The 24,276-nt window shown below is 66.7% G+C and carries 22 protein-coding genes and 1 pseudogene; 8 read left to right on the top strand and 15 right to left on the bottom strand.

Annotated features, from left to right (window positions below; translation table 11 throughout):
• Window positions 1-205 precede the first annotated feature (205 nt).
• Window positions 206-1,408, bottom strand: a complete 1,203-nt coding sequence (locus tag GOOTI_RS16065) for a DoxX family protein (protein ID WP_007239664.1) — start codon at window positions 1,406-1,408, stop codon at window positions 206-208.
• Window positions 1,409-1,667: 259 nt separating this feature from the next.
• On the opposite strand from GOOTI_RS16065, the gene GOOTI_RS16060 reads away from it, so the two are divergent.
• Complete coding sequence (locus GOOTI_RS16060) at window positions 1,668-2,786, top strand: PQQ-dependent sugar dehydrogenase (RefSeq protein WP_039994223.1); 1,119 nt, start codon at window positions 1,668-1,670, stop codon at window positions 2,784-2,786.
• 67 nt (window positions 2,787-2,853) lie between these two features.
• Here GOOTI_RS16060 and gatB read toward each other — a convergent pair whose 3' ends face one another.
• The 4 genes from gatB to GOOTI_RS16040 form a co-directional block, all read right to left on the bottom strand.
• Window positions 2,854-4,356, bottom strand: a complete 1,503-nt coding sequence (gene gatB / locus GOOTI_RS16055; protein WP_007239662.1) for an Asp-tRNA(Asn)/Glu-tRNA(Gln) amidotransferase subunit GatB — start codon at window positions 4,354-4,356, stop codon at window positions 2,854-2,856.
• 45 nt (window positions 4,357-4,401) lie between these two features.
• Window positions 4,402-5,436 carry an ATP-dependent 6-phosphofructokinase gene (locus GOOTI_RS16050; RefSeq protein ID WP_007239661.1) on the bottom strand — a complete coding sequence of 345 codons (1,035 nt, stop codon included), beginning with the start codon at window positions 5,434-5,436 and terminating at the stop codon, window positions 4,402-4,404.
• Between the two features lie 104 nt (window positions 5,437-5,540).
• Complete coding sequence (locus GOOTI_RS16045; RefSeq protein WP_007239660.1) at window positions 5,541-6,248, bottom strand: response regulator; 708 nt, start codon at window positions 6,246-6,248, stop codon at window positions 5,541-5,543.
• Window positions 6,249-6,258: 10 nt separating this feature from the next.
• A complete protein-coding gene (locus tag GOOTI_RS16040; RefSeq protein WP_083835937.1) occupies window positions 6,259-7,581 on the bottom strand; it encodes a sensor histidine kinase in 1,323 nt (440 codons plus the stop codon).
• Between the two features lie 178 nt (window positions 7,582-7,759).
• On the opposite strand from GOOTI_RS16040, the gene GOOTI_RS26415 reads away from it, so the two are divergent.
• Both GOOTI_RS26415 and GOOTI_RS16030 read left to right on the top strand, forming a co-directional pair.
• Entirely contained in the window at window positions 7,760-8,515 is a 756-nt protein-coding gene (locus GOOTI_RS26415) for a hypothetical protein (protein WP_174299149.1), read from the top strand.
• Window positions 8,512-9,864, top strand: coding sequence for an alpha/beta-hydrolase family protein (locus GOOTI_RS16030; RefSeq protein WP_007239657.1), 1,353 nt, complete (start codon window positions 8,512-8,514; stop codon window positions 9,862-9,864). The genes GOOTI_RS26415 and GOOTI_RS16030 overlap by 4 nt, the downstream gene beginning before the upstream one ends.
• Here the strand turns inward: GOOTI_RS16030 and GOOTI_RS16025 are convergent.
• From GOOTI_RS16025 to GOOTI_RS16010, 4 genes are all read right to left on the bottom strand, one after another.
• Entirely contained in the window at window positions 9,749-10,714 is a 966-nt protein-coding gene (locus GOOTI_RS16025) for a DUF389 domain-containing protein (RefSeq protein ID WP_007239656.1), read from the bottom strand. The genes GOOTI_RS16030 and GOOTI_RS16025 overlap by 116 nt on opposite strands.
• A gap of 65 nt (window positions 10,715-10,779) precedes the next feature.
• Window positions 10,780-12,279: an Asp-tRNA(Asn)/Glu-tRNA(Gln) amidotransferase subunit GatA gene (gatA, locus tag GOOTI_RS16020; RefSeq protein WP_007239655.1), complete on the bottom strand. Its 1,500-nt coding sequence runs from the start codon at window positions 12,277-12,279 to the stop codon at window positions 10,780-10,782.
• Window positions 12,276-12,605, bottom strand: coding sequence for an Asp-tRNA(Asn)/Glu-tRNA(Gln) amidotransferase subunit GatC (gene gatC, locus GOOTI_RS16015; RefSeq protein WP_007239654.1), 330 nt, complete (start codon window positions 12,603-12,605; stop codon window positions 12,276-12,278). The genes gatA and gatC overlap by 4 nt, the downstream gene beginning before the upstream one ends.
• A gap of 99 nt (window positions 12,606-12,704) precedes the next feature.
• Window positions 12,705-13,298, bottom strand: coding sequence for an antibiotic biosynthesis monooxygenase (locus tag GOOTI_RS16010; protein WP_007239653.1), 594 nt, complete (start codon window positions 13,296-13,298; stop codon window positions 12,705-12,707).
• A 57-nt stretch (window positions 13,299-13,355) separates the two neighbouring features.
• Between GOOTI_RS16010 and GOOTI_RS16005 the strand changes: the two genes are divergently transcribed.
• On the top strand, window positions 13,356-14,024 hold the full coding sequence (locus tag GOOTI_RS16005; RefSeq protein ID WP_007239652.1) for an ACT domain-containing protein: 669 nt from the start codon (window positions 13,356-13,358) through the stop codon (window positions 14,022-14,024).
• Between the two features lie 90 nt (window positions 14,025-14,114).
• Window positions 14,115-14,627, top strand: a complete 513-nt coding sequence (locus GOOTI_RS16000) for an O-acetyl-ADP-ribose deacetylase (RefSeq protein WP_007239651.1) — start codon at window positions 14,115-14,117, stop codon at window positions 14,625-14,627.
• Window positions 14,628-14,636: 9 nt separating this feature from the next.
• Here GOOTI_RS16000 and GOOTI_RS15995 read toward each other — a convergent pair whose 3' ends face one another.
• Both GOOTI_RS15995 and GOOTI_RS15990 read right to left on the bottom strand, forming a co-directional pair.
• Window positions 14,637-14,960, bottom strand: coding sequence for a nuclear transport factor 2 family protein (locus tag GOOTI_RS15995; protein WP_007239650.1), 324 nt, complete (start codon window positions 14,958-14,960; stop codon window positions 14,637-14,639).
• A 55-nt stretch (window positions 14,961-15,015) separates the two neighbouring features.
• Window positions 15,016-15,798, bottom strand: coding sequence for an SDR family oxidoreductase (locus GOOTI_RS15990; protein WP_007239649.1), 783 nt, complete (start codon window positions 15,796-15,798; stop codon window positions 15,016-15,018).
• 157 nt (window positions 15,799-15,955) lie between these two features.
• On the opposite strand from GOOTI_RS15990, the gene GOOTI_RS15985 reads away from it, so the two are divergent.
• Window positions 15,956-16,864 carry a LysR family transcriptional regulator gene (locus GOOTI_RS15985; protein ID WP_007239648.1) on the top strand — a complete coding sequence of 303 codons (909 nt, stop codon included), beginning with the start codon at window positions 15,956-15,958 and terminating at the stop codon, window positions 16,862-16,864.
• Here GOOTI_RS15985 and ligA read toward each other — a convergent pair.
• Window positions 16,836-18,992, bottom strand: coding sequence for an NAD-dependent DNA ligase LigA (gene ligA / locus GOOTI_RS15980; protein ID WP_007239647.1), 2,157 nt, complete (start codon window positions 18,990-18,992; stop codon window positions 16,836-16,838). The genes GOOTI_RS15985 and ligA overlap by 29 nt on opposite strands.
• Before the next feature lie 67 nt (window positions 18,993-19,059).
• Between ligA and GOOTI_RS15975 the strand changes: the two genes are divergently transcribed.
• Window positions 19,060-19,458 (top strand): MmcQ/YjbR family DNA-binding protein, encoded by a 399-nt coding sequence (locus tag GOOTI_RS15975; RefSeq protein ID WP_007239646.1) that lies wholly within the window; start codon window positions 19,060-19,062, stop codon window positions 19,456-19,458.
• Window positions 19,459-19,555: 97 nt separating this feature from the next.
• Window positions 19,556-20,836, top strand: a pseudogene (locus GOOTI_RS15970) (MFS transporter).
• Window positions 20,837-20,842: 6 nt separating this feature from the next.
• On the opposite strand, the gene GOOTI_RS15965 reads toward GOOTI_RS15970, so the two are convergent.
• The 3 genes from GOOTI_RS15965 to GOOTI_RS15955 are packed head-to-tail and all read right to left on the bottom strand — an operon-like array spanning window position 20,843 to window position 24,245.
• Window positions 20,843-21,877 carry a uroporphyrinogen decarboxylase/cobalamine-independent methonine synthase family protein gene (locus GOOTI_RS15965; protein WP_007239643.1) on the bottom strand — a complete coding sequence of 345 codons (1,035 nt, stop codon included), beginning with the start codon at window positions 21,875-21,877 and terminating at the stop codon, window positions 20,843-20,845.
• Between the two features lie 14 nt (window positions 21,878-21,891).
• Window positions 21,892-23,037, bottom strand: coding sequence for a tRNA 2-thiouridine(34) synthase MnmA (gene mnmA, locus GOOTI_RS15960; RefSeq protein ID WP_007239642.1), 1,146 nt, complete (start codon window positions 23,035-23,037; stop codon window positions 21,892-21,894).
• Window positions 23,037-24,245, bottom strand: coding sequence for a cysteine desulfurase family protein (locus GOOTI_RS15955; RefSeq protein WP_007239641.1), 1,209 nt, complete (start codon window positions 24,243-24,245; stop codon window positions 23,037-23,039). The genes mnmA and GOOTI_RS15955 overlap by 1 nt, the downstream gene beginning before the upstream one ends.
• Window positions 24,246-24,276: the final 31 nt, after the last annotated feature.

The raw sequence follows: 24,276 nt of genomic DNA, 5'->3' as shown, positions 1-24,276 counted from the left end.
CGTCGACGACGATGTACTCGCCGAGCGCCGCGCGAAGATGGAGGCCTCTGAGCGCCCATGGCAGCCCAGGGACCGCGACCGCAAGGTCTCGACCGCACTACGCGCCTACGCGAAGCTCGCGACGTCCGCCGATCAGGGCGCCGTCCGCAAGGTCGACTGATCGTCGTTCGGACTCGACCGGCCGAAATCGCCGGTCGAGTCCGCACTACCGGGGGTTGCCCGGTGAGCTGAACGGGTCGGTGCCGTTGCAGAAAATCCAGATCACGCACGCGACGGCGACACCGATCACCAGCCAGAGGACCGATCCCACGAACGGTCGTCGGGCCCACCCTCGCGGATAGTCCAGCGAGTAGAGGCCGGGACCGGTCAGGACGAGTGCAGCGGCCGCAGCGGCCATCATCAGCTCGAATTCGACGCCGTTCGCGCTCGCGAAGAACTCTAATCCTCCGCTCGTGGTCGTCTTGAACGCCGCTGCGAGCAACATCACCGCGAGTATCGCCGACGCGCCGATGGGCGTCAGCAGCCCCACGATCACCATCAGGCCGCCGATGGTCTCGGCGAGCGCGATACCCGCGGCCAGCGGCTTGGCCGCATCGGCTGCGAAACCGATCGCAGGGTTGGACGTATTGAGCAGCTCGTTCTGGAAACCGTCGAGTCCTGTGCCGTTCCACCAGCCGAACAGGTGCGACAAACCGTGTGCCATGACGACGGCTCCGACAGCCACACGCAGGAGTAGCAGACCGAGATCGAGCGTTCCGCGGCGAACACGGGGCGCCTGTGCGACACCGGTGGCGTGCTGATCGTCTGCTGTCGTCTCGCCTGCTGTCGTCTCGCCTGCTGTCGTCTCGCCTGCTGTCGCCGACGACGGGCCGTCCACGAGGGCCGCGCTCGGCGTCGCGCTCGAGGTGCCGACATCGCCGTCGTCAACAGCGTCGCCACGCCCGGTCTCGATGATCGCCGTGTCGTGACGCTCGGAGGCCACGGGGGCACCGGGTTCGACGACCCGCTGCGGAGTGGTCCGCGCCTGCTGGTCTCCGGCGACACCGGAACCCTCCACACGTTGTGGTGCGGGCCTGAGGCGACGTCGGTGTCCGGTGTCACCCACTGTCCCTGCCGATGAGCTCGATGGTGCCGCGGGTTGCGGTGCCGCAGGTTGCGACGACGACGCGGCCGGAGGGTTCGGGGTGGACGGGAATCGACGCGTCTCCACGTCGTCCGGGTCGAGATCATCAAGCTCGTCGACGCGGGTCATTCGACGAGAGTGCTTGTCGTAGAACGCATCCCGGTCGGACGACGGGCGGCGCTGCACAGGGATGCGTCCTGTGGTCTCGTCGTAGGGACTTGCCGATTCGCCGGCGGACGCGTCGTAGGGATCGGTGCTGCCGGTCTCGGCGTTGCCTGTCGGCACGCCCTCCCAGCCCGCGGTGTCAGAGCCTGGACCGTCGGAGCCCGGCGAGGTGGCCGTCGGCTCTGAGACGCCTTCGGCAGAACTTCGGTCGTCTCGTTGCGTCACACTCTCGACTGTAGATCGTCACCTCTGGACCACCCCCGAACAGCGCGCGGTGAGTCGTCGGGCATCGCCTACTGTGGTGTGCATGCGTGAGGGGCGGAGCGAGCAGCACCGGACGGCCGGTGGTCGGCGGCCGGACACCGCCGGCAGTCGACGGATGCATTGGTGGGCGCTGCTCGCGGCCACATTCGTCCTGTTTGCCGCGCTCACCGGTTGCGCCGATTTCTCCTCGCAGGACCGCGACCAGGCCGCTGGGCAGTTCTCGGCCAACAACGATTCGTTCGAACAGAAGCAGAAGACCCCCTCACCCGAGCCGAGCGCACCACAGAATCCGGGGCCTCCGCCGACCGGCCCGTGCGTCGATCCCGACCCGCAGGTCATCGCGACGTGCCTCGCTTCCACCGGTGGCCTCATGCCGGGCGACGACCAGGCGACCACCACCGTCGTCGCCGAGCGAACCACGGGGAAGCTGATCACGGCCAAGCGTTACGGACCACAGCGGGCGATCGCCTCGTTCGACGTCGACGGTTCGGGCGACGGCGGTCTCGTCGACTTCGCCTTGTCGCCCACCTACAGCCAGGACCGCCTCATCTACGCGCTCGTCACCACGGCGTCGGACAACCGCGTCGTCCGCATCGCTCCCGGAGACGTCGCCAAACCCATTCTCACCGGCATTCCCAAGGGCGCCACGGGAAACATGGGAGCACTGTATTTCAGGTCCCCCACCGAACTGCTTGTCGCCACCGGCGACGCCGGTGATCCGGCATCGGCAGCCAACCCCACGTCACTCGCGGGAAAACTGCTGTCCGTGACGTCGTTCGGGTCGGGCGCCAACCCCCCACCGAAGATTCTCGCCGCTGGTTTCGGCTCGAACGTGGCGCTGTGCCACAACGACACCGGTTCGGTCTACGTCACCGACCGCACCCAGACCGAGGATCGGCTTCAGGCCGTCGGATCGGGAGCGCCGAAGGTGCTGTGGACGTGGCCCGACCGTCCCGAGGTCGCCGGCTGCGCGGTGTCATCCGGGCAGATCTTCGTGACGACCACCCGCACGCAGCAGATCCTCGCCCTCACCGAACCGACCCGCGACAAGCCGACCATCACCCCGCCGACCGTCGTGCTGGAAAAGCGCTATGGCGCACTGGGCAGGATCGTCAGCTCCACGAGCGGTGCCATGCTGTTCGCCACCGTGAACAAGGCCTCTGGTAACCCGGTCGGCACCGACGACCGTGTGGTGCGTTTCATCCCACCCGCGTCGTCGGAGAACAGGGCCTGACAGGGAGTGTGACACGCGGTCACGACGTGTCAATGCGCAGGGTGCAGACCCTCGGGGCATCTGGTGGTCAGGAGCAGGCGGCGATGACCAGTTCCTTGACGCGCGCCGGGTCGGCCTGACCGCGCGTCGCCTTCATCACGTCGCCGACGATCTTTCCGGCGGCAGCCACCTTGCCGCCCCGGATCTTGTCGGCGATGTCGGGGTTGGCCGCCAGCGCCTCGTCGACCGCCTTCTGCAGCGCCGAGTCGTCGCGCACCACCTCGAGTCCGCGGTCGGCGACGATCTGCGCGGGCTCGCCCTCACCGTCGAGAACAGCGACAGCCACCTGCTGTGCGAGCTTCGTCGTCAGTTTTCCCTCGTCGACCAACCCGATGATCGTGGCGACCTGGGCGGGCGAGATCGACAGATCGACCAACTCGACCTCGCGGCTGTTCGCCTGCTGAGCGAGGAACGACACCCACCAGCCGCGGGCGGCCTCCGGTGCCGCCCCGGCGTCGACGGTCGCGATGATGAGGTCGACAGCGCCGACGTTGACCAGATCACGCATGACCTCGTCGGAGACGCCCCATTCGGCCTGGATCCGGGCGCGGCGTACCCACGGCAACTCGGGCAACGTACTGGCGATCTCGGCCACCCACGCCGAATCAGGTTGCACGGGAGGAAGATCCGGCTCGGGGAAGTAGCGGTAGTCCTCGGCGGTCTCCTTACGACGCCCCGCTGACGTGGTGCCGTCCGCCTCGTGGAAGTGGCGGGTCTCCTGCACCACCTCGCCACCGGATTCGAGAACCGCTGCCTGCCTGCGCATCTCGTAGGAGACCGCGACCTCGACGCTCTTGAGTGAGTTGACGTTCTTCGTCTCGGTGCGCGTGCCGAACTCGGTGGCATCCTTGCGCATCAACGAGACGTTGGCATCGCAGCGCAGTGAGCCCTGGTCCATCCGGACGTCGGAGACGTCGAGAGACTTGAGCAGGTCACGCAATGCCGATACGTAGGCGCGCGCAACCTCCGGAGCTCGCGCACCCGCGCCGGTGACGGGCTTGGTCACGATCTCGACGAGCGGTACACCTGCGCGGTTGTAGTCGAGGAGCGAGTGGTCGGCGCCGTGGATTCGGCCGTCACCACCGACGTGCAGCGACTTGCCCGTGTCCTCCTCCATGTGCGCACGCTCGATCTCCACCCGCCAGGTCGTGCCGTCGGAGAGCACCACGTCGAGATGACCGTCGTAGGCGATCGGATCGTCGTACTGGGAGATCTGGTAGTTCTTGGGCTGGTCCGGATAGAAGTAGTTCTTGCGTGCGAACGTGCTCGACGGTCGGATCGAGCAGTTCAGCGCCAGGCCGATACGGATCGCGTACTCGATGGCCTTGGCGTTGGCCACCGGCAACGACCCCGGCAGTCCGATACACACCGAGCACACCTGGGTGTTGGGATCTGCACCGAATGTGGTCGGACACGCACAGAACATCTTGGTGTCGGTGCCGAGCTCGACGTGCACCTCGAGCCCCAGAACGGGATCGAACTCGTCGATGACCTGGTCGTAGTCCATCAGTTCGGCGGTCGCGGCAGTCATGGCACCCAGTTTATGCGTGCGCGCATCGCCGGGTCGGTCGGGTCGTCAGCCGAAGATGACCCGCATCTCCTGATACTGCGCGGCGGGCACCTGCTTGTGGTTGGCCAGAGCTTCGTCGAACGTGGTGCGTTCGATCTCCGTCCCACGCAGCACGACCATCTGCCCCCAACCCTTGTCGGCGACGAGGTCGGTGGTGGCCATACCGAGTCTGGTGGCCAGTACCCGGTCGAAAGCGGTCGGAACGCCGCCGCGTTGCACGTGACCGAGGACGGTCGCGCGAGTCTCGATTCCGGTGCGTTCCTCGATCATCGGTGCGAGGACCTCGGCGATGCCGCCGAGTCGGGGACGGTTGAATCCGTCGAGTCCTTTGGTCGAGTGCGCGGTCTCCATATCGGGCAGTTTGAAGCCCTCCGCAACGACGACCATCGGCGAGCGGCCGCGATTCTTGACGCTCGTGACCCACGCGCAGATCTGATTCAGGCTCTCGGGGTGCTCGGGAATCAGGATCGCGTGCGCACCACCCGCGATGCCCGAATGCAACGCGATCCAGCCCGCGTGACGGCCCATCACCTCGAGCACCATGCAGCGCTTGTGCGAGTTGCCCGTGGTGCGCAGACGATCGATGGATTCCGTGGCGATCTCGACAGCGGTGTTGAAGCCGAACGTGTAATCGGTCGCGGCGATGTCGTTGTCGATCGTCTTGGGGACACCGACGATGTTGATGCCGTCCTCGTAGAGGCGCTGCGAGGCGGCAGCGGTGCCGTCGCCACCGATCGCGATGACACCGTCGATCTCGAGATTCTTGAGTACCTTCTTGATGTTCTCTGCGCCGCCGTCGGGTTCGGAATACGGACCGAACCGACTGGTACCGAGGATCGTTCCGCCCTCGTGGCTCAGGCCGCGGACGCGTGTGCGAGAGAGCTCGATGATGTCGCCGTACACCAGCCCGTACCACCCGTCACGGAAGCCGACGAACTCCTGCCCGTACACAGTTTCGCCCTTGAGGACCGCGCCACGGATCACCGCATTGAGACCCGGGCAATCGCCTCCGGAGGTGAGGATGCCGTATCTCTTCGCCATGTGTCTTCTTGCCTTCCGCCGTCCGGGTTGACGCTGTCCAATCTAGTGGGCCGCGGTGCACCGCGCCGGACGACGACGAATGCCGGCACCTCCGACGAGCCGCATCACTTCACGCCGTTCTCGTAGGCGTAGACGACCGCTTGAGCGCGATCACGCAACCCGAGTTTCCCGAGCAGTCCGCTGACGTGCGTCTTGACCGTCTGCTCGGTGACGAACAGGGCGGCGGCGATCTCGGCGTTGGACTTTCCCTCCGCCACGAGCTCGAGCACCTCACGCTCGCGCGGTGTGAGCGAGCCGAGCTCGGAGGAGGTGGCCCGGCGCTCGCGTCGAGCGGTCACCTCCGCGATGAGTCGTCGGGTGATCGACGGCGCGAGCAACGCCTCACCCGCGGCGACGACGCGTACCGCCCGGACGAGTTCGTCGGCGGGCGCATCCTTGAGCAGAAAGCCCGACGCCCCGATGCGCAGCGCCTCGTAGACATAGTCGTCGATGTCGAAGGTGGTCAGCATCAGGACTCGCGTATCCCCCGCTGCGCCGTTGGCCGGGTTACCCGCGCCCGCATCGGATTCGGTGTTCCTCTGTCCCTTGGGTCGACCGGCGAGAATCCTTTTCGCTGCCCACAGTCCGTCCCGCTTCGGCATCCGAACGTCCATGAGCACGACGTCGGGAGTCACCCGCGCGCACAGTTCGACGGCCTCGGCACCGTCCGCGGCGTCGCCGAGCACCGAGAAATCGGGTTGCGCGGCGAGCAACGCCGAGAAGCCCTGTCGGACCATCGCCTGGTCGTCGACGATGACAAGCGTGATCGGCATTGGGTGCACGCTACCGTTCGGCGCCCGACGACCCGATCGCGGGCTTGCGCTCCTCTGATGGCGGCGCGATCAGCTCGCCCCCGGACCGGTACAGGGCGGTGTCGGCGGATGCGAACGCGGCGGGAAGCCACGCGCGCACGGCGAATCCACCGTCGGGTGTGTGACTCGTGACGAGCGCACCGCCGACACTGCGCGCCCGGTCGACCATGCCGGGTATCCCCGCGCCGTTGCCCGCCAAACCCAGTGGGGGCTCAGTGCCGATCCCGTTGACCACCGCGAGTTCGAGCTGACCGACAGCCCCGTCACGGAGCCAGATGTCGACGGGTGCGCCAGGTGCGTGCCGGGTCGCGTTGGCCAGCGACTCCTGGACGATCCGGTAGACCGCGAGACCCGACGCCTCGCCGACGTCGACCGCCGACGCGCTGTTGTGCAACCGCACATCGGCTCCCGCCCGACGTGTCGCCTCGACCAACGATTCGATGTGTTCGAGTCCGGGATTCGGTGTGGTCCTGGTTCCACCGTCGGACTCGCGCAGCACACCCAGCAGCTGCCGTACCTCGTCGAGCGAGGTACGCGCAGCGGTCGCGATCGCGTCGAATTCGGCTGCGACATCGTCGCCGACATCGGGGAGTCGATACCGCGCCGTCTGGGCCATCACCACCACCATCGACATTCTGTGCGCGACGACGTCGTGCAGGTCGCGGGCGATGCGTGCGCGCTCCTGCAGTACCGCGGTCTCGGACTCCGCGGCTCTGGTCTCCTGTGTGCGCTGGGCGAGCTGCACACGTGACGCCAGGAGGCCGCGCAGCAGCGCGATCACGATCGCACCGAAGGTCAGCCCGAAGATCCACCCGGGCCGATATGGCTCTGGCGCCGCATTCACCACGACAAGTGTCGACGCCAGCCAGATCACCGGTAACCATCGCAGCGGACTTCGCACGGCGGCCATGAACGAGAGCCCTAGCAACGCGATGATGTGCGTCACCTGGATCGACCACTGCCAGCCGTGTGCTGTCGGGACAACCGCACCGATCACCATCGCGGCGATGAGCGAAACAACCCATCCGACAACGGGAGCCGACCACCCGAGTGCAACCGGCCAGGCGATGGCGGCCGCCGTGGCCGGCATCGCGTACGCCGGGATGTCGTGGGTCAGACTCGACGTCGGCCACGCCACGGCGAACAGCACGATCGCGAACAGCAGGAAGAACAGATTCATGCGGGACGCGAAGTAGCGTCGCAGATCAGGATCCGACAGCGCAGGAATGGCACGCACCTCGTCGACGAAGGCGGCACCGGCCCTGCACATCCAGGTCCGTACGCGTTGGAACATCTGATCACCTCGCCGTCCACCGTATGCGAGCGATTCCGACATGTCCTCATACCCGAGAGGGAGATCGAACTCGCTCTCTGGTTGGAGGTACGACCCCCTGAACGACGCGAATGTGCTGTGTCGTAACCCCACTCGCGACCGATGTGGTGCAGTGCCCTGTATTCCTAGCGTCGATCGCATGACAGCTAGCCGCCCACACGCCCACCCTGTTCGCAGACATCGCCGATGGCCATGGGTGACCCTGCTCTGTGCTGTGGTCATCGTCGCTGCGCTCCCGATCCTGCCCGCGGGCCATGCTGCCGCACACTCGACGACGATCAGCTCGACGCGCGACAGCGCCACGTCACACCGTGGACAGCCGGCGGGGATCGGCGAGGACCCCGCGTCAGCCGAGGTCATCAGGCACGTACTCGACGGGAACGGCGCCCGGGCGTTGGCAGCGCTCCCACCCGGCTTCGAGTCGACCATGGGTTACCGCCCTGTCATCGAAGGAGGCACCGCGAGCAATCCCGACGGCGACTGCTCGTCACCGATACCGCTGCCCGACAAGTTCGAACCTTTCTGTCGCACACATGATTTCGGCTACGACGTGTTGCGCTATTCGGCTCGCACAGGTCATCCGCTCGGCGCGTGGGCCCGCCTCGGCCTCGACACGATGCTGGTGACGCGCATGCACGACACCTGTGACGATCCGATCTGCGATGCCGCGGCGGAGCTCGCACGGGTCGGACTCGCGGTGAACACGTGGAACGAGGGCGATGGTCCCCCACGCGACCGCCTCACGCCCCTGACCGCAGCCGCGTCGGCGGTTCGCCACCTCATCCACGACGACCACCGAGCCGACGAGAACCACGGGACCGACGAGAACCACGGGAACACGCACGGCGCAGCTCAGAGTTCGTCTGACGCACAACCCGCAGTAGCTGCACGATGAACGACCTCGCCGCCCGCAACGACTGCGATGCACCCACCCTCGCCGCCGGCCGCCGGACCGGATCTGCCGTCGGCCCCCTCCATCCGGCCGTCGCCTGCGCGGTGGTGATCGCAACGGTGGTCGGACTCTGGCCCTCACCTCTGCCCCGGACGCCCTGGCTCGCGGGCACGGTGGTGTCCGTCTGCGCTGTGCTCACCGTGACGTGCACGATGGTCTGGACGGCATATCGGCGCCGCCCACCGTTCGCCGCCCGCTGGTGGCCGACGGTGACCGCCGGAAGTGTTCTCGTGTTCGGCGCTGCGGCGAACATGTGGTGGCAGAACGGTATTCGCGCCGAGCTCGGCTACGACAGAGTCGGTATCGAGTGGATCGTCGCTCTCGTCGTCCCGACGACCGTGGTGGTCGCGGCGATCGTGTGGCTCCCCCGGCAGACTGCGGTTGCCGTCGCAGGGATCGCTGCGGTCGTGGTCGGTCTGCTCACCCCGACGACGGGACAGGCGTCGGCATCGGGATCGTCAGCGACGCTGCAGGAGCAGATCACGAACGACCGCGATGCACGTGCACTCGTCGAGCGCTGGGTCGACGAGGGCGGCCTCGACGACGACGCCGTGCTGGTGGCGGTTCCGACGGGGTCGGGGTGGGTGGACACCGGGGCCGTCGATGCGATCGCTGATCGCATCGGGCGCATGCACACGATCTCGCCCCGCTACGCCTCGGTCGCGTCGTGGCGTGCATTCGTCACCGCTCGCGACGCGGCAGGCCGCGCATCCGTCACCCTGCTGTCGGCGCTGACCACCACTCTCGAGACCGTTCCGGCACACCGTCGTCCGCGCATCGTCCTGTACGGCCAGAGCCTCGGAGCGATCGGAGCCGAGGCTGCGCGGGTCTGGGCCGACGAACACCGACCCGGCATGGTCTGGGCGACGGTGCTCTCCGGCGTTCCGGCAGACACAATCGCCACGCATGCACACGGATCGTCACGCACCGTGGTCGCCAACGCGACCGATCCGGTGACCGTCTGGTCGCCTGCGGTCAGCTGGCGCGCTGCTGATCGACCAGCCGACACTGTCACCGTCGGTAGGCAGACCCGGCATCTCCCGTGGCTGCCGCTGGTCACATTCGTCCAGACCTCCGCAGACCTGCTCGGATCGCTCGACGGCCCCGTCGGGGTCGGCCACCGCTACCGCGGCACCGATCAGGTTCCTCCGGTTCCCAGGCGAGCGCCTGCCGACCTCACATCATGCGACGTCGACGCCTCAGCAGCGAATGCGCCCGCCGAATGCGTATCCGTGACCACACCGCCTGTTGGAACAGCAGGGTCAGCCATCCGGCGAGGGCCATACCGATGAGATTCACGACGAGTTGCTCGGCACTGCCCCACACCGTGGCGCTGAGCCCGAACGCCGTGCCCAGAGCGATGTTTCCTGCCGCGGGGACCGTGGTCACGGAGATGAACACACCCGTCAGTCCACCCAGTTTCGACGAGGTGACGGAGATGACGCCCGCCGCTCCGGCGACGAGTGCGACGATGAACGACCACCGGTCGGGGCTCGCGATGAACGCCACATTCGGATGCGGCGAGCGTAGTTCGTCAACCGTGACCCACCCGAGCAGTCGCACGACCAGCGCAAGAACGGCCGTGATCGCGATCGCCGCCACGAAACCAAGGATCAACGTCCGCGTCGCGAGGGCGAGCAGCACCCAGCGTCGCAGCACGAGCGCAACCCCCAGAGCCGCCACAGGTCCGAACTCGGGACCGAGAACCATCGCCCCGATGACGAGGATCTGGGAGTCGAGGACGATCGCGATCGCCGCGAGCACTGTCGCGAGCGTCATGAACGTGAGGTAGGTCCAGTTCAGCTCCGACTCGTCGTACGAGCGCTGGGCGACCTCCGACCAGACCACCGCGTCGGCGCTGCTGCCGGGAGCCTCGAGCTCGGCATCGAAGCCCGACCGCGACAGCCATGTGGCGACCGTGTCGATGTGAATCGTGCCGTCGTGATGCACACCCGTCGCGCGAAGACGGTCGACGAGGTCGTTGGCCACCTCACGCGGGATGTCGGCCTCGACGACGTCGCCGGCCGGTCGCGTCGCGACCCCGCGCAGCACAACGAGGCCGATCGCCGTCGGTTCGTTCGCGATGATCGCCTCGACCTCATCGGTCAGCGCGGTCGGCGACACGACGCGCAGGTGCAACATCGCTGAATCGTCACCGTCCCCGGGCCATCGTCACGCCGTCACCACTCGGTCGTGTGCCGTCTCGATCAGACGATCGGGCCGCGCGCCGCCTCGTACGCCGCGCCCACGCGATAGAGCCGGTCATCGGCGAGTGCCGGAGCCATGATCTGCAACCCGACCGGCAGCCCGTCGTCACCCGACAGTCCGGACGGCACCGACATCGCCCCCACACCCGCGAGGTTGACCGGAAGTGTGCACAGGTCGAACAGGTACATGCTCAGCGGGTCGTCGACCTTGTCACCGATGGGGAATGCCGTGGTCGGCGTCGTGGGAGACACGAGGACGTCGACGTTCTCGAAGGCGGCGGTGAAGTCGCGGGCGATCAGCGTGCGCACCTTCTGGGCCTGACCATAGTAGGCATCGTAGTAACCCGATGACAGTGCGTAGGTACCGATCATGATGCGTCGCTTGACTTCTGGACCGAATCCGGCCTCGCGCGTCAACGCCATCACTTCTTCTGCGCTGTGCTTGCCGTCGTCACCGACGCGCAGCCCGTACCGCATCCCGTCGAAGCGGGCGAGGTTTGACGACACCTCACTCGGCAGGATCAGGTAGTAGGCGCCGAGCGCATAGGTGAAGTGCGGGCACGACACCTCCACCACTTCGGCGCCGCGGTCGGTCAGAGTTGCAACGGCCCGCTCGAATGACTCCAGGACGCCCGGCTGGTAGCCCGCACCCTGCAGTTCGGTCACGACGCCGACGCGCACACCGGACAGGTCTCCGGACGCTCCCGCACGGGCAGCGCCGACGACATCGGGGACCGCGACGTCGATCGAGGTGGAATCGCGCGGATCGTGGCCGGCGATCACCTCGTGCAGCAGCGCGGTGTCGAGCACGGTTCGACCGCACGGGCCGCCCTGATCCAGCGACGACGCGCAGGCGACGAGTCCGTATCGGGACACCGTGCCGTAGGTCGGCTTGACGCCCACTGTCGCGGTGACTGCGGCAGGCTGGCGGATCGAGCCGCCGGTGTCGGTGCCGATGGCCAGCGGCGCCTGGTACGACGCGAGCGCTGCGGCGCTGCCACCGCCTGAACCTCCCGGGATGCGCGAGGTGTCCCAGGGGTTGCGCGTCACCTGATAGGCGGAGTTCTCGGTGGAACTGCCCATGGCGAACTCGTCCATGTTGGTCTTACCGAGAATCGGAATGCCCGCGGCGCGAAGCCGCGCGGTGACCGTCGCGTCGTACGGGGGTACCCAACCCTCCAGGATCTTGGACCCGCAGGTGGTCGGCGCGTCGGTCGTGGTGAACACGTCCTTGAGCGCCAACGGGACTCCCGTCAACGGTGACGACGCCTCGCCCGCGGCGACCGCGTCGTCGGCGGCTTTCGCGGCGACGAGCGCCTCGGACCCGCTGACGTGGAGAAATGCGCCGAGTTGATCGTCGATCTCGGCGATACGGTCGAGGTGCGCCTGGGTGACCTCGACTGACGACAGTTCGCGTGCGGCGATCTTCTCGCCGAGTTCCGCGGCCGACAGTCCTGTGATGTCGCCCGCCGCTCGGGTGGCAGGTGTCTGGGTACTCACTGTTCCTCCCCGAGGATCTGCGGGACGGCGAATCGGTCCTGCTCGACGGCAGGCGCACCGGAGAGCGCCTGCTCGGTGGTCAGGCCGGGCTTGACCACGTCCTCACGCAGGACATTGGCCAGAGCGGCGGGATGTGCGGTCGGCGGGACGTCGTCTGCTGCGACCTCGGAGACCTGCGCGACATGCGTCAGGATCGAATCGAGCTGCTGCGCATAGAGATCGAGCTCGTCGTCGCTCAACGCCAGCCGTGACAGCCGCGCCAGGTGCGCGACCTGTTCGCGCGAGATGGCCGACCCTGCGTCCTGTGACCCAGATCCGTCAGACATTTGAAGAGATCACGTCCTTCCTCACCTGCGGGTGCGGTTGCTCGTCCGAGCGCCCACCGGCAACCCCATCAAGACTAGGCGACTGCCACCGCGCGTTCCTCAGTGGAGCCACCGCTTGAGTCGTTGCGTGATCCACGGCAGCACGAGATAGACCATGATCGGCGTGTTGATGAGTGTGGCGATCAGGGTCTTCACCACCAGCGGCAGAGCACCGAGATGCGGGATCACCAGGAAGTTGATCAGCAACGACAGCGGAAAGAAGCCGAGCCAGATGGTGATCGCCTGCTTCCATCGCGGCGGTGGGGCACCCATCACCCGGACCGCGTTCGTGAGGGTCGACTGCGGCTCGAACCACCCCTCGATGCCGGAGAGCCGATGAGTCGCGTAATCGACGGCCACGCCCTCACCACGGGACAGCCATGCCCTGCGCACCGGTGACGAGTTCCAATCGTCGAGCGCGGCGTCGTCGACGAAGCGGTACACGACGTAGTACTCGTCGGGTTTGGTGCTCGAGCGCAGCCAGCCACCACCGAGAAATCCGGGAAACGTACGGGCCAACGCGATACCCGCGTCTGTCCAGGTGACGAAGTCGTGCTCACGGCCGGATTCGATGCGCCGGGCGACCGATGTGGTGACGTGGGTCGCAGGCTCGTCGTCGTGCGTGTGATCAGGGGCGGAAACCATGTACTCCATCGTGGATCCAGTGCGCGGCCGGTGCCATCCGAGCACGCCCGCTGTCACGGTGCGACAATGTCGCACGTGTCTTACCTGCTGCGCGTGTACCTCGAGGACCGCCCCGGCAGCCTCGGACTGCTCGCCGTGCAGCTCGGGTCCGTGGGCGCCGACATCCTGTCCCTCGAAGTCGTCGAACGCGGTGACGGTTATGCGGTCGACGACCTCGTGGTCGACACCGCGCCCGGATCGCTCCCCGACGCACTCATCACCGCCGCCGAAAAGGTGACGGGCGTGCGCGTCGACTCCATCCGCCCCTACAGCGGATTGCTCGACACCCACCGCGAACTCGAACTCGTCGACCAGGTGGCGACCGCCGACCACGACCGGCTCCAGGTACTCGTCGACAACGCGCCGCGCGTGCTGCGGGTGTCGTGGGCGATGGTCGTCACGCGGGCGGCGAGCGGGGTGCTGCAGCTCTACGGAAGTTCTGGTGCGCCCGAGACGCCGCTGACCAGCGCCGACTGGTTGCCGCTGCAGGAGGCCGCTCAGTTCGCTCCGGATGCCGACTGGGTACCGGGTGCGTGGCAGGACATGGACACGCGGTTGGCCGCAGCGCCCCTCGGCGACGGCCGGAAGGCTGTGCTGCTCGGCCGGATCGGCGGCCCGGACTTCCGACCGTCGGAGATCGCGCGGCTGGGCTATCTCTCGGGCATTGTGAGCACCGTGCTCCGCGCAGAATCCTAGAGCTACATCGAGACTCCCTGCGCCGCAACGGATATGCGGAGTATGCGCAGGACTCTGTGCGCGCAGGGCATACCGGCGTAGCGTGCAGGCATGGCCTGTATCGAGCTCGTACGCGGTGACATCACCGCGCAGCGCGTCGACGCCATCGTCAACGCGGCGAATTCGTCACTTCTCGGCGGCGGGGGTGTCGACGGCGCGATTCACCGCAGGGGTGGGCCGGCGATCCTTGCCGAGTGCCGGGAGCTGCGCGCCACTCGCTATGCCGACGGCCTGCCCACCGGTGCCGCGGTGTCGACGACCGCGGGCGCCCTCGACGCGCAGTGGGTGATACACACGGTCGGACCGGTGTATTCGAGGTCGACCGACCGATCAGAGCTCCTCGCCTCCTGTTACCGCGAATCACTCCGTGTCGCAGACGGACTCGGCGCGGACAGTGTGGCCTTCCCCGCCATCTCGACGGGCATCTACGGCTGGCCCATGGACGACGGCGCCCGCATCGCGGTGAGGACCGTCCGCGACGCCGACACCGCGGTCACCACCATCCGTTTCGTCCTGTTCGACGACGCCGCGATGGCCGCCTTCGAGACGGCCACCGCGGAATGAGTGACTTAGTTACTCGCGAATCGTCATGCGCGACAACTTGTCTCCGCTGACGGTGTAGGTGAACGTCGACGGTCCGTTGAAGCCGTCGCCGCCGACCGTTGCGATGACGACCGTGTCGGCGCCGGTCGTCGTCGCCTCGGTGACCGCGAGCGTCACGTTCTTGCCGATGAACTCGTTGTCGCTCCATCCGGCGATCTCGGCAGGTCCGGTGAAGACGCGACCCCAGTCGTCGACGGCACCGTCGGGTGTGAAGACGTCGAGAAATGCCTGCAAGTCACCGGCATTCGTCGCGTCGATGGAGGCCGCGACCGGAGCGGGTAGTGACGTGGTCATGTGAACTCCTCATGTCTTTCGGGTTGGCGGTGTGCTTACTTCACGATGATCCGCTTCACCGCGTTGTGTATCCACCGTTGGCGAAGATCGTCTGACCGGTGATCCAATGTCCTTCTGTCGCAAGGAAGGTCACGATCGGTGCGATGTCATCTATGTCGGTCAGCCGGTTTCCCATGGCCTGCGACTTGTGGAATTCGACGCGCTCGGGGGTCTCCTGCGGGTAGAAGAACGGTGTGTCCATCGGCCCCGGTCCGATGCTGTTCACCGAGATTCCGCGATCGGCGAACTCCTTGGACGCTGCCCGCGTGAAGTGTTCGACCGGAGCCTTTCCGCCCGCATATGTCGAGTAACCGTCGGTGTAGGCCGCAAGCAGCGAGGTCACGATGCTGATGACCGTACCGTTGTCGTTCAGCCGCTTGCCGGCCTGCTGAATGAAGAAGTAGGCAGCCTTGGCATTGATGTCGAACATCGAATCGTATTCCGCTTCAGTGGTTTCCACGATCGGCTTGCGTAGTACCCTGCCGACGGTGTTCACCGCGATGTCGACGCCACCGAACGCGTCGACAGCCGCGTCGAAGAGCGCCGACACGTTGTCCGGCACGGTGAGATCGCCCTGCACGATGACAGCCTTGCCGCCCTGCTCCTCCACCGCGGCAGCGGTCTTCTCGGCATCGGATCGGCTCGAGTCGCTGTTGTAGTGGACTGCGACGTTCGCACCGAGCGCAGCGAGGTCGCGCGAGACGAGTCCACCGAGATTTTTGGCACCTGCCGCAACGACAGCACTCTTGCCGTCGAGCTTGCGGGTGGTGGTCGCTGACAGATCCTGTGTCTGAGTCATGTGGCTCCCTGTCCTTTTTCGTATCCCTGCCTGCGTCTGACGCCCGGGCCGCCAGCGCCGCGCACGGTCGGTCTCGGACGAACACCGTCGACGTTAGGAACACCAACAATCAAATTCAATCGAAACCAAATGTATGTTTCTCAAGTAGGATTTGTGTATGAAGGATGCCGGAGACTCGCCAGCACTCGACACCCGACGCCTGGAGCAGTTCGTCGCTGTGGCCCAGGCGGGCACACTCTCTGCTGCCGCGGAACAGATGTTCCTCACACAACAAGCGCTCTCGACTGCGTTGCGACAGCTCGAGCGCGAGGTCGGTGTGCCGCTCTTCGACCGCTCCGGCCGCAGACTCGTATTGACGAGCGCAGGCGAAGCCCTGCTGGAGGGAGCGCTACCTCTCCTCGCGGGCGCGCGCGAGCTGGCGCGGTCGGTTCAACGACGTGCCGCAGGCACCGCGCAGGCGTTCGTCATCGGGCACTCGCCCGCACTGTCGAGTGACGAAGCGTTCTCGCTCGTCGAACCCGCGCTCCAACTGCGCCCCGACGTCTCGGTGACCTTCGTCCAGACGTTTCCCCGACACTTCAAGGACGGCCTTCTCGCCGGCGAACTCGACCTCGTACTCCGACGTGGCGTGGAGCCGCCGCCACAACTGACGTCGTCGATCGTCACCTATCACCCGTTGCGGTTGGCCATCCCCGCCCACCATCGCATCGCCGACCACGACCCGATTCGGGTTCGCGACCTCGCAGATGTGCCGATCGTCGTCTGGGCGCCGGAGCGACGCTCGTTCTATACGGACTTTCTCGTCGCCCATCTCCGACGCGGCGGCGTCGAGCCGCGCCTGCGCGTGTGTCGTATCCAGGGGGCGCCACCGGCGACCGCGGTCCTCGTCGACGACGATGCCGTCGCATTCGTCACCGACCCGCCGGGAACGACGCACGGCGGCCGCATCGTCGTGCGGGACTTCGACAGTCCGCCGCTGACCCCGGTTCAGGCTCTGTGGTTGCCGCACACGGTATCCGAGTTCCGCGACACCGTGCTCAGCTCGATTCCTCAGCACTCGGGGTAGACGATTCGGCAGCACGCGCTGGGGGCTCCCCCGTCTCCAGGAGATGTGTGAACTCGTCCTCGTCGAGCACCGGCACACCGAGTTGCTCGGCCTTCGCCGCCTTGCTCCCCGGGGAGTCCCCGACGACGACGTAGTCGGTCTTCTTCGACACCGAGCCCGACGCCTTGCCGCCGCGCGCCAGAATGGCTTCTTTCGCCCCGTCGCGCGAGTAGTTCTGCAGCGAACCGGTCACCACGACGGTCTTGCCCTCGAGCGTGCGCACGATCGACTCGTCACGCTCGTCCTCCATGGACACCCCCGCGGCACGCCACTTCTCGATGATCTCGCGATGCCAGTCGACGGCGAACCAGTCGTGAATGCTCTGCGCGAGTGTCGCGCCGACGCCGTCGACGTCGGCCAGCTGTTCCGGGCTCGCGTCCTCGATTGCCTGCAGTGAGCCGAATTCGGTTGCGAGAGAGCGAGCGGTCGGCGGGCCGACGTGTCGGATCGACAACCCGACCAGGACCCGCCACAGCGGTGCGTGCTTCGCGTTCTCCAGATTGGCGAGTAACGCTCTGCCGTTCTGTGACAGTTCGCCGTCCTGGGTGGTGAACAGATCCGTCTTCCGGAGGTCATCCTCGTCGAGCGAGAACAGGTCGCCCTCATTGGTGATGACTCCGGCGGCCAGCAGCGAGGACGCACCCTTGTAACCGAGAGCCTCGATGTCCAGTGCGCTGCGCCCCGCCAGGTGGAACAGCCGTTCGCGCAGCTGCGCCGGGCAGGTTTCGGCGTTGGGACAGCGGATGTCGGCATCACTGTCCTTCTCCGGACGCAGCGGCGTGCCGCACTCAGGGCACCGGTCGGGCATGACGAACTCGCGCTCGCTGCCGTCACGCATCTCGACCACGGGGCCGAGCACCTCGGGAATCACGTCTCCTGCCTTGCGGATCGTGACGGTGTCGCCGATCAGCACGCCTTTGCGGCGTACCTCCGACTCGTTGTGCAGCGTCGCCCGTGACACCGTCGAACCAGCGACCAGCACCGGTTCCATGAATGCGAAGGGGGTGACACGTCCGGTCCTCCCGACGCCCACCTTGATGTCGAGCAGCTTTGTGGTCGCTTCTTCCGGAGGGTATTTGTAGGCGATGGCCCACCTCGGCGCCCTCGAGGTGGAGCCCAGGCGGCGCTGCTTGGCGAAATCGTCGACCTTCACGACGATTCCGTCGATCTCGTGCTCGACGTCGTGGCGGTGTTCGCCCCAGTAGGCGATGCGGTCGAGAATGGCGTCGGCACCAGAGACCTTGGTGGTGTGCGTGGATACCGGCAGACCCCATGCCCCGATCGCGAGATAGGCGTCGTGCAGCGACGCGGGCTTCCATCCCTCGGTGTGGCCGAGTCCGTGACAGATCATCCGCAGGCGGCGCTGCTTGGTGATCTGCGGATTCTTCTGTCGCAGCGACCCCGCCGCCGAGTTGCGCGGATTGGCGAACGGGGCCTTGCCGTCCTCGACGAGTGCGGCGTTGAGCGCCTCGAAGTCCTCGACCCGGAAGAACACCTCGCCGCGGACCTCGAGCACGTGCGGGATCGGGTAGTCGTCGGTGGACGTCAGGCGCCCCGGGACGTCTTCGATGGTGCGCGCGTTGAGGGTGACGTCCTCACCGGTCCGCCCGTCGCCGCGCGTCACCGCATGGTCGAGGACGCCGTCGATGTAGACGAGCGCGAGCGCCACACCGTCGATCTTGAGTTCGCACAGGTACTCGGTGCCTGCCCCGACCTCGTCCTCGACGCGTGACACCCATGTCCGCATCTCGTCGGCGTCGAAGACGTTGTCGAGCGACAGCATTCGTTCGAGGTGGTCGACGGGAGTGAACGCTGTCGAGAAGCCACCGCCGACGAGTTTGGTCGGTGAATCGGGCGTGGCGAGTTCTGGGTGGTCATCCTCGAGTTCTTGCAACTGACGCAGCAGGCGATCGAACTCGCCGTCAGAGATGATCGGCGCGTCCTTGACGTAGTAGCGGAACTGGTGGTCGCGGATCTCCTCGGCGAGCTTCGACCACTGCTCACGCACGTCAGCGCTGGGATCAGTGGTGGGGTCCGCAGAGCTGGAGTCCGTGGTGTTGGAGTCTGCGGTTCCGACGTCTTGTGCCACTCTCAAAGCCTAGCGAAGCCCACCGACACGCCCGCCCGGTCGGTGTCGGTGCCCTATCGTCACCCATATGCCGCACCCGATCGTGTTCGACGACGCCGACCCGGTCCTCATCCGGGTGCGCTCGATCGCGCTCGCACTCCCCGACACCAGCGAGGTCGTCGCCCACGGGCGTCCGACGTTCCGCTGCGGAAAGATGTTCGGAAACTACGGGGGCAGCGTCAAGGGCGGTGAGCGCCACGATCAGTCACTGTTGTTCATCCCCGACGCGTCCGAGCGGGAGGCTCTGCTCGACGATCCCCGTTTCTACCTCCCCGCCTATCTCGGTCCCTACGGCTGGCTGGGGCTGCTTCTCGACGACGGGTCCGACTGGGACGAGGTGGCCGAACTCCTCGACGCCAGTTACCGCCAGGTTGCGCCGAAACGGTCCCTCGCGAAGCTGTCTTCGTTCGGCGACGACCCCGCCTGAACGCTGAGCGCGACCGCCTGATCCGGAACTCTCGGACAAACCGGACTTCCGTTGGGAACGGCCACTTTTCGCCTGGCGAAGGGTTTAGCGTGAAGACATGGGCGCACCGTCGACCTCTCGTCGCGAACCGCTGACCGCCGATCAACGAAACTCCTTCGCGGCGGCCTATCTCGGCTGGGCGATGGATGCCTTCGACTATTTCCTCGTCGTGCTGATCTACGCCGACATCGCCAAGGACTTCGACGTACCGCTGGCGCGGATGGCGCTGATCACCACCATGACCCTGATCATGCGCCCGGTCGGCGCCTTCCTGTTCGGGTATTGGGCAGACAAACGCGGTCGGCGCATACCGCTGATGACCAATGTCGCGTTCTACAGCCTCATCGGCTTCCTGTGCGCATTCGCGCCCAACTTCTGGATCCTCATGGTGCTACGCATGCTCTACGGGATCGGGATGGGCGGCGAGTGAGGCCTCGGCGCAGCACTGGCCATGGAGAAGATCCCCGAATCGCGCCGCGGATTCTTCTCCGGTTTCCTGCAGAGCGGCTACTCGATGGGATACCTCTGCGCTGCTCTGGCATTCCTTCTGCTGAACACCTGGTGGGGGCTGAACTGGCGCTGGATGTTCGCGCTCTCCATCATCCCGGCACTCATCGCCCTGCTCATCAGGGCACGCGTCAAGGAATCCGCAGCGTGGGAGGCATCACGCGAGCGGATCAAGCTCACCCAGACCACGGCGCGGCAGATCTGGTCGAACCCGGCGATCTGGCGTCGCTTCATCTACCTGATCGCCCTGATGACGGCCTTCAACTGGATGAGTCACGGCACCCAGGACGTCTACCCGACCTTCCTCAAGGCGACCGACGACGACGGGGCCGGCCTTGCGGCGAGCGAGGCGACATGGATCGCCGTGATCTACAACGTCGGCGCGATCATCGGGGGTTTGATCGCGGGCGCGTTGTCGGAACGCTACGGCCGCAAGGTGATCATCATCGCGTGCGCGCTCCTGGCGTTGCCGATTGTGCCGCTGTTCGCGTATTCGACGACGGCGGGCAGCCTGGCTCTCGGGTCGTTTCTCATGCAGATGATGGTTCAGGGCGCGTGGGGGGTCATCCCCGCACATCTGACAGAACTCTCACCCGACGAGATACGTGGCTTCTATCCTGGAGTGACCTACCAGCTCGGAAACTGTCTCGCCGCGTTCAATCTCCCGATCCAGGAAACGCTCGCGGCATCGCACGGTTACCCGTTCGCGCTGACCGTGACCATCGTGCCGGTGCTGATCGTGGTGATCGTGCTGACTGCGCTGGGCTCCGAACGCAAAGGTGTCACCTTCGGCAGCGGTCAGGCGAGCGCGGTTGCACAGCGCTCGGCCTGATCGCCGTCAGAGCGCCTCCGGATCCTCGGCGAGCAATTCGCCCGCGCGTGCACACACGCCGAGCGCTGTGCGCGCCCACGTCGGCGTCGCACCGGCAAGACCGCACGTCGGCGTCACGATCACGTTCTCGGACAGAACTTTTCGAGCCAACCCGATCCGATCCGTCAGCGCGGCCAACGCAGTGGCGACCGTCTCCGCCCGAGCGCGTCGATCCTCACGCTGCGCGGAGAGCACACCTGCGACGAGAGCATCGCCGCGCTCGATCAGATCGCCGATACCGTCGAGCGTCGCGGTGTCGAGGACATCCGGACCACTCGAGACCGCGCGGTCGAGCACGACCGAATGCGCTACTCCACGTAACCGTCCGATGAGATCCCAGCGGGGCGCACCGCAGTTGTGCACGATCGCCGGTCTCCCCACCTGCTCGACGATGCTCGCGAGCGCGTTCGCGACCTCGGGCAGGGGGATCGCACGGATCGGGTCAAGCCGCGTCAGCGGGGTCACCGTGCCGTCGAGAACGGCACCGATCAGCGGTTCGTCGAGTTGCACGGTCACGTCCGCACCAAGCCGTCGGGTGACCTCGGAGACGTGCTGGCTGAGGCCTTCGGCGGTCGACGCAACGACATCATGCCACGCCCCGGTATCGCGTACCACCTTGTGCCCGTTCGGTAGCTCTACCGACGCCGCGAAGGTGAACGGCCCGCACACCGCGACCTTGACCGGGCGTCGGGTACCGATGAAACCTGCTGCGTCCCAGAGCTCCTCGATCGCATCGAGGTCGAATCTCAGATAGTCCGACGCCGCACGCGTGACTCCGGACGGGCGCGCCGACAACCTGTAACCCCACGGCCCGGCGTCGATGGGCATGTCGACGAGCAGTGTGCCCATCCGCCCGACCATGTCGGCACCCACACCTCGAGCCGGCAACTCGGCGAGGTGGGTGAAATCGAGTTCCCCGTTCACGACTGCCGCGGCTTCGCGGGCGTCGGTTCCCGGCATGGAGCCGACGCCGGTACCGGTGCCGGTCGGCAGCGACGTCATCGACTCACCGGCGATCAGTGCGAGCCGGACGGTGCGCCCGCGGCGACTTCGTCGCCACGGGGTACATGCGAGGTTCCCACGATGCGTCCCGAGCCGACGACGAGGTCGCCCCTCTCCGTATCGGGTAGATAGAGCACCGCCGCCTGACCACGGGCGACGCCGGTCAGCGGTTCGCGTAGTGCGATGTCGATACCGGGCTGACCGTCCGCACGCGTCGTCGGGGTCGCGACCGCGCGCGCCAGTCCTCCGTGTGCACGCACCTGCACAACACACTCGAGCGGACCGCTCGGCTGCTGCCCGGACGTCCACACCGCCTTGGTGGCGCTGATCGAGAACACCTGCAGATTCTCCGCGGAGCCGACGGTCACGGTGCCCGACTCGGGGTCGATGTCGGTGACGTAGCGCGGGCGACCGTCGGCCGCCGGTGCGTCGATACCGAGTCCCTTGCGCTGGCCGATGGTGAAACCGTGGACGCCCTCATGGTCGGCGAGGCGCTCACCGGAATCGGCGTCGACCACGGCACCGGGACGCACACCGATACGCGCGCCGAGGAAGGCGCGGGTGTCGCCGGTGGGGATGAAGCAGATGTCGTGCGAATCGGGCTTCGACGCCACGGACAGCCCGCGGCGAGCGGCCTCGTCGCGGATCTGTGGCTTCGAGGTGTCGCCGACCGGGAACATCGCGCGAGACAGTTGCTCCCGCGTGAGCACCGCCAGCACATACGACTGGTCCTTGTCGTCGTCGACAGCGCGCCGCAACTCGCCGTCGGCGAGACGCGCATAGTGGCCCGTGGCGAGCGCGTCGAATCCCAGCGCAAGTGCCTTCTCTGCAAGGGCGGAGAACTTGATCTTCTCGTTGCAGGTCAGGCACGGATTCGGAGTCTGCCCGGCCGCGTACGCCTCGACGAACTCGTCGATGACGTCGTCCTTGAACTTGTCCGCGAAATCCCAGACGTAGAACGGGATACCGAGCACATCGGCGGCGCGTCGCGCGTCGTCGGCGTCCTCCCGTGAGCAGCACCCACGCGATCCGGTGCGCAGCGCACCCGGAGCCGTCGAGAGTGCGAGATGCACACCGACCACCTCATGGCCTGCATCGACGGCGCGCGCCGCTGCGACCGCGGAGTCGACGCCTCCGCTCATGGCTGCCAGTACGCGCATCAGTTCCCCCTGCCTGCGGGAGCGGAGACCAGGCCTGCAACCCGCGCACGATCGACGACCTCGCCGATGATCTCCGCGACCGCATCGATGTCTGCCTCGGTGGTGGAATGGGCGAGCGAGAATCGCAGCGATCCCCGAGCGTCGGCCATACTCACCCCCATGGCCAGCAACACGTGGCTGGCCTGCGCGACTCCGGCGGTACACGCCGAGCCCGTCGAACACTCGACACCATTGGCGTCGAGCAACATCAGAAGCGAGTCTCCTTCGCAACCCGCGAAGGAGACGTGCACGTTGCCGGGTAGCCGACGATGATCGCGCGGCCCGTTGGCGCTGGCACCGTCGATCGACAGCAAGACGTCGAACAGACGATCGCGTATCGCCGCGACCTGCGGCATCGTCTCGTCGAGCGCGTCGACGGACAGGCGCAGTGCGACAGCCATCCCGACGATCCCCGGCACGTCCTGGGTCCCTGACCGCAGATCCCGTTCGTGCCCGCCGCCGTGCTGCAGTGGCTCACAGTCGACGTCTCGGCCGAGGAGCAGGGCACCGCATCCGTACGGTCCGCCGAACTTGTGTCCCGCGATACTCATCGCGGAGAGCCCGCTACCGGTGAAGTCGACCGGTACGTGACCGGCCGCCTGCACCGCATCGGAGTGCACGGGAACGCCGAACTCGGCGCCGAGTGCTGCGATCTCACCGATCGGTTGGATCGTTCCGACTTCGTTGTTGGCCCACATGACCGAGATCAGCGCAGTCTGCGCGGCATGCTGCTCGAGTTCTGCGCGAATGTGCGCCACGGAGACCGTCCCGTCGGCGTCGACCGGGATCACCACGAGTTCGGCATCGTCGTGGTCGGCGAGCCACTGCGCGGCGTCGAGCACCGCGTGATGCTCCACTGCGGACACCAGGACTCGTCGACGCTCGGCATCGTCTCGTCGCCGCGCTCGGTAAATACCCTTGACAGCGAGGTTGTCGGCCTCGGTTCCGCCGCTGGTGAAGATCACCTCTGACGGGCGCGCTCCGAGTGCCGCGGCGACGGTCTCACGCGCCTCCTCGAGGTGGCGCCGGGCGCGGCGGCCCGAGCCGTGTAGCGACGACGCATTACCCGGCTGCAGGTAGCAGGCGGTCATCGCCTCGAGCGCCTCCGGCAGCAGAGCTGTCGTCGCGGCGTTGTCGAGGTAGATCGGGGCGCGGGATGACGTGGACATACGCACCCCAGGATAAACGCGTGATCACCCG

The sequence above is a fragment of the Gordonia otitidis NBRC 100426 genome, assembly GCF_000248075.1.
In the GTDB taxonomy this organism is placed as follows: Bacteria; Actinomycetota; Actinomycetes; order Mycobacteriales; family Mycobacteriaceae; genus Gordonia; species Gordonia otitidis.
This window is presented reverse-complemented; position numbering and strand designations above follow the sequence as displayed.

Excerpts from the sequence above, each read along its gene's own strand:
- GOOTI_RS16060 (WP_039994223.1), top strand. The coding sequence starts at position 1,668 with ATGCATTGGTGGGCGCTGCTCGCGGCCACATTCGTCCTGTTTGCCGCG.
- gatB (WP_007239662.1), bottom strand. The coding sequence starts at position 4,356 with ATGACTGCCGCGACCGCCGAACTGATGGACTACGACCAGGTCATCGAC.
- GOOTI_RS16050 (WP_007239661.1), bottom strand. The coding sequence starts at position 5,436 with ATGGCGAAGAGATACGGCATCCTCACCTCCGGAGGCGATTGCCCGGGT.
- GOOTI_RS16045 (WP_007239660.1), bottom strand. The coding sequence starts at position 6,248 with ATGCCGATCACGCTTGTCATCGTCGACGACCAGGCGATGGTCCGACAG.
- GOOTI_RS16040 (WP_083835937.1), bottom strand. The coding sequence starts at position 7,581 with ATGTTCCAACGCGTACGGACCTGGATGTGCAGGGCCGGTGCCGCCTTC.
- GOOTI_RS26415 (WP_174299149.1), top strand. The coding sequence starts at position 7,760 with ATGACAGCTAGCCGCCCACACGCCCACCCTGTTCGCAGACATCGCCGA.
- GOOTI_RS16030 (WP_007239657.1), top strand. The coding sequence starts at position 8,512 with ATGAACGACCTCGCCGCCCGCAACGACTGCGATGCACCCACCCTCGCC.
- GOOTI_RS16025 (WP_007239656.1), bottom strand. The coding sequence starts at position 10,714 with ATGTTGCACCTGCGCGTCGTGTCGCCGACCGCGCTGACCGATGAGGTC.
- gatC (WP_007239654.1), bottom strand. The coding sequence starts at position 12,605 with ATGTCTGACGGATCTGGGTCACAGGACGCAGGGTCGGCCATCTCGCGC.
- GOOTI_RS16010 (WP_007239653.1), bottom strand. The coding sequence starts at position 13,298 with ATGGAGTACATGGTTTCCGCCCCTGATCACACGCACGACGACGAGCCT.
- GOOTI_RS16005 (WP_007239652.1), top strand. The coding sequence starts at position 13,356 with ATGTCGCACGTGTCTTACCTGCTGCGCGTGTACCTCGAGGACCGCCCC.
- GOOTI_RS16000 (WP_007239651.1), top strand. The coding sequence starts at position 14,115 with ATGGCCTGTATCGAGCTCGTACGCGGTGACATCACCGCGCAGCGCGTC.
- GOOTI_RS15995 (WP_007239650.1), bottom strand. The coding sequence starts at position 14,960 with ATGACCACGTCACTACCCGCTCCGGTCGCGGCCTCCATCGACGCGACG.
- GOOTI_RS15990 (WP_007239649.1), bottom strand. The coding sequence starts at position 15,798 with ATGACTCAGACACAGGATCTGTCAGCGACCACCACCCGCAAGCTCGAC.
- GOOTI_RS15985 (WP_007239648.1), top strand. The coding sequence starts at position 15,956 with ATGAAGGATGCCGGAGACTCGCCAGCACTCGACACCCGACGCCTGGAG.
- GOOTI_RS15975 (WP_007239646.1), top strand. The coding sequence starts at position 19,060 with ATGCCGCACCCGATCGTGTTCGACGACGCCGACCCGGTCCTCATCCGG.
- GOOTI_RS15965 (WP_007239643.1), bottom strand. The coding sequence starts at position 21,877 with ATGACGTCGCTGCCGACCGGCACCGGTACCGGCGTCGGCTCCATGCCG.
- mnmA (WP_007239642.1), bottom strand. The coding sequence starts at position 23,037 with ATGCGCGTACTGGCAGCCATGAGCGGAGGCGTCGACTCCGCGGTCGCA.
- GOOTI_RS15955 (WP_007239641.1), bottom strand. The coding sequence starts at position 24,245 with ATGTCCACGTCATCCCGCGCCCCGATCTACCTCGACAACGCCGCGACG.